Below are 3,077 nucleotides of genomic sequence, written 5' to 3' on the forward strand. Positions count from 1 at the left end.
GGCGACACGCTGGAAGTGCGCGCGCGCGTCCTCTTGAACTGCGCGGGCGCCTGGGACGGCCGCATCGCCGAAGGCTTTGGCGAGCCGGTCCCCGAGACATCCATCCACCCCTTGATGATGGTGACCGAGCCCCTGCCGCTGTTCATGAACGTCAGCCTCGGCATGCAGGGCGGCGGCATCTATGCGCGGCAAGTCGCGCGCGGCAACTGCGTCATCGGCGGCGGACGCGGCGTGTCCGCCGACCCCGACTACGCCCGCCCCGGCCGCGCCAACCTGGGCGCGCTGATGGCCAACGCCGTCAAGCTCCTGCCCGTGCTGCGCGGCGCCCAGATCATCCGCTTCTGGACCGGCGTCGAAGGCAACATGCCCGACCACAATCCCGTGCTCGGCCCCAGCGCCACCGTGCCCGGCCTCTTTCACGCCTTCGGCCTGTCCGGAGCGGGCTTCCAGATTGGCCCCGCCATCGGCGAAGTGCTGGCCGACCTGGTCGTGCACGGCCGATCCTCCATCCCTATCGATGCCTTCCGCATTGAACGGTACGCGCCCGCCGCTCACGGCGCCGCGGCCCGGCCTGATCGTCTTCGTGAGCAAACGCTGGAGTCACCATGATGCACAAGAAACAGGGCGCGCAGCGCCTGACCAAGGGGAAACGGTTGCTGGGCGCGGCGATGCTGGCATTGCTGTCCGCCGGCGCCATGGCGCAGCAGAAAACGTTGTACGTCGGCATGAACGGTGGCGACATGGAACGCGCCTTCACGCAGCACGTCTTCCCCGATTTTGAAAAGGCCAACAACGTCAAGATCGTCGTCGTGCCCGGCACCTCGACCGACGTCCTCGCCAAGGCGCAAGCCTACAAAGACAAGCCCCAGATGCACGTCATGTTCCTGGACGACGGCATCATGGCCCGCGCGATTTCCATGGGCCTGTGCGAACAGCTCAACGACGACCCCGTCCTGAAAGAGCTGTACCCCACCGCCCTGATGAAAGACCGCATGGCCGCCGGCATCGACATCGGCATGACCGGCATCGGCTACAACACCCGCCTCTTCCAGAAAAACGGCTGGACCCCGCCCACCTCATGGCTCGACCTGGCAGACCCCAAGTACAAAGGCAAGGTCGTCTTCCAGTCCGCCTCCGGCAGCACCTTCGGCCTGCACGGCTTCCTGATGTTCAACCGCATCGAAGGCGGCAACGATCAGAACTACGAGCCCGGCTTCAAGAAGTGGCCCTCCACCATCGGCCCCAACGTCCTCGAGTACATCCCCAACTCCGCCAAGCTCGCCGAGATGATCCAGTCCGACGAGGCCGCCATCTTCCCGCTCACCCCCACCGCCATCGCCCGACTGAAAAAGCGCGACATCCCGGTGGAATACGCCCAACCCAAGGAAGGCTCCGTCATCCTCATGGTCGGCGAATGCGTCATCGCCAAGAACAGCGAACCCGAACTCGCGCAAAAGCTCGCCCTATACCTCTTGTCCGCCAAGGCCCAGGCCAAGGCGCTGGAAATGGGCGGCCACTTCCCGTCCAACAAGAACGTCCAGGCCCCCGCCGACAACGCCGAGTCCCTCAAGCGCTTTCAAGGCTACATGGCCAACGCTAAGATCCTGGACTGGGACCAGATCAACGCGGCCCGGCCCGCCTTCAACGCCCGCTGGAACCGCACGGTCGAACGTTGACGACAACGCGCGGCGCACCCTGTGGACAACCCGCGGGCGCGCCGCGCCGCGCCGGGCAAGACGCCGGACGTATGTGCATGAAAACCGGGCTTGAAACACGCGCCTGACACATGCGCCTGAAACATGCGCCGCGCCTACACGCCCGCACCACCAGCAAGGACACGCATGCGCCTCATCATCAATTCCGGCGGACCCCAGGCAATAGAGGAGTGGCGCACGCAATTCCACACCTTCGCGCCGCACCTTGACGTGGTCGGCTGGCATGAAGAGCCCGATCCGGCCACCATCGACTACGCCCTCGTCTGGGCCCCCGACGCCGGCCGCCTCGCCACCTTCCCCAACCTCAAACTCATCATCAGCGCCGGCGCCGGCGTCGACCACATCCTCGCCGACCCCGCCCTGCCGCGCCACTTGCCCATCGCCCGAATGGTCACCGCCCGCACGCAGACCGAGATGGCCGAATACGTGCTCACCAGCGCCCTGATGATCACGCGCAACGTCAAACGCATCACCGACAACCAGTCCCGGCGTCACTGGGAAATCTTCGACTCTTTGCGCGTCGCCGCGGACGTCCGCGTCGGCATCATGGGCCTGGGGCATCTTGGCGTTGCCTCAGCCCAACTCCTGTCACGCGCAGGGTTTCCCGTCAGCGGCTGGTCCCGCGGCGCGAGCAGGCTCCCCGACATGCCGTCCTTCGCAGGCCAGGACCAGTTCAACGATTTCCTCGCCAACACCGATCTTCTCGTCTGCCTCCTGCCTGCAACGGAAACGACGCGCGGCATCCTCAACCGCACGACGCTGTCCCAACTCCCAAAGGGCGCCAGCCTCATCAACGCCGGCCGCGGCACCCACATGGTCACGCAGGACATCCTGGACGCGCTGGACAGCGGCCATCTGGACCAGGCCATCCTGGACGTCTTCGAACAAGAACCCTTGCAAGAAGACTCCCCGCTGTGGACCCACCCAAGGATCACCATCACCCCCCACTGCGCCGCGATCCCCGACCGCAAGGAACGCGCGCGCCACACCGCGCTGCTGATCGCAGCCNNGAGCGCGGCGAGCCCCTACCCAACATCTACGATCCGCAGCGCGGCTACTGACGCCCAATCACCGTGATACGCAAGTCGGCAAGACGTCACAACACTCCACGGAGCGCGCAGCGTCAACGTAGGACGCAAGACACCGCGTAAGNNAGGCCGCCCGCGCGGCCGCCGTGGAGCGGGCCCCGCAAGATCTTCGTCTCGCACTCCGCTGTTTGCCAGAACGCCAAGCACACAACCCTCCCCAGCGATGCGGAAACCCGAACTGACGGAGCACGGTGCGGCGGCGGCCTCGGGGCGCGGGGCGTGTAGATGCGCCCGAGGGAATCTGAAGGGAGCCGAAGGCGGACGAAGATGACGA

2 protein-coding genes and 1 pseudogene are annotated in these 3,077 nt (G+C 66.0%); all 3 read left to right on the forward strand.

Features of this window, described 5'->3' with window-relative positions; translation table 11 throughout:
* The coding region (locus B3446_RS21085) for an NAD(P)/FAD-dependent oxidoreductase (protein WP_291384708.1) at positions 1-609 on the forward strand (609 nt) is incomplete at its 5' end.
* Positions 606-1,676, forward strand: coding sequence for an ABC transporter substrate-binding protein (locus tag B3446_RS21090; protein ID WP_291384710.1), 1,071 nt, complete (start codon positions 606-608; stop codon positions 1,674-1,676). The genes B3446_RS21085 and B3446_RS21090, both read left to right, overlap by 4 nt.
* A 165-nt stretch (positions 1,677-1,841) precedes the next feature.
* Positions 1,842-2,776: pseudogene (locus B3446_RS21095) on the forward strand (2-hydroxyacid dehydrogenase).
* Positions 2,777-3,077 lie beyond the last annotated feature (301 nt).

Origin of the sequence: Achromobacter sp. UBA5777 (assembly GCF_002418565.1) — a bacterium.
Classification (GTDB): Bacteria; Pseudomonadota; Gammaproteobacteria; order Burkholderiales; family Burkholderiaceae_B; genus Achromobacter; species Achromobacter animicus.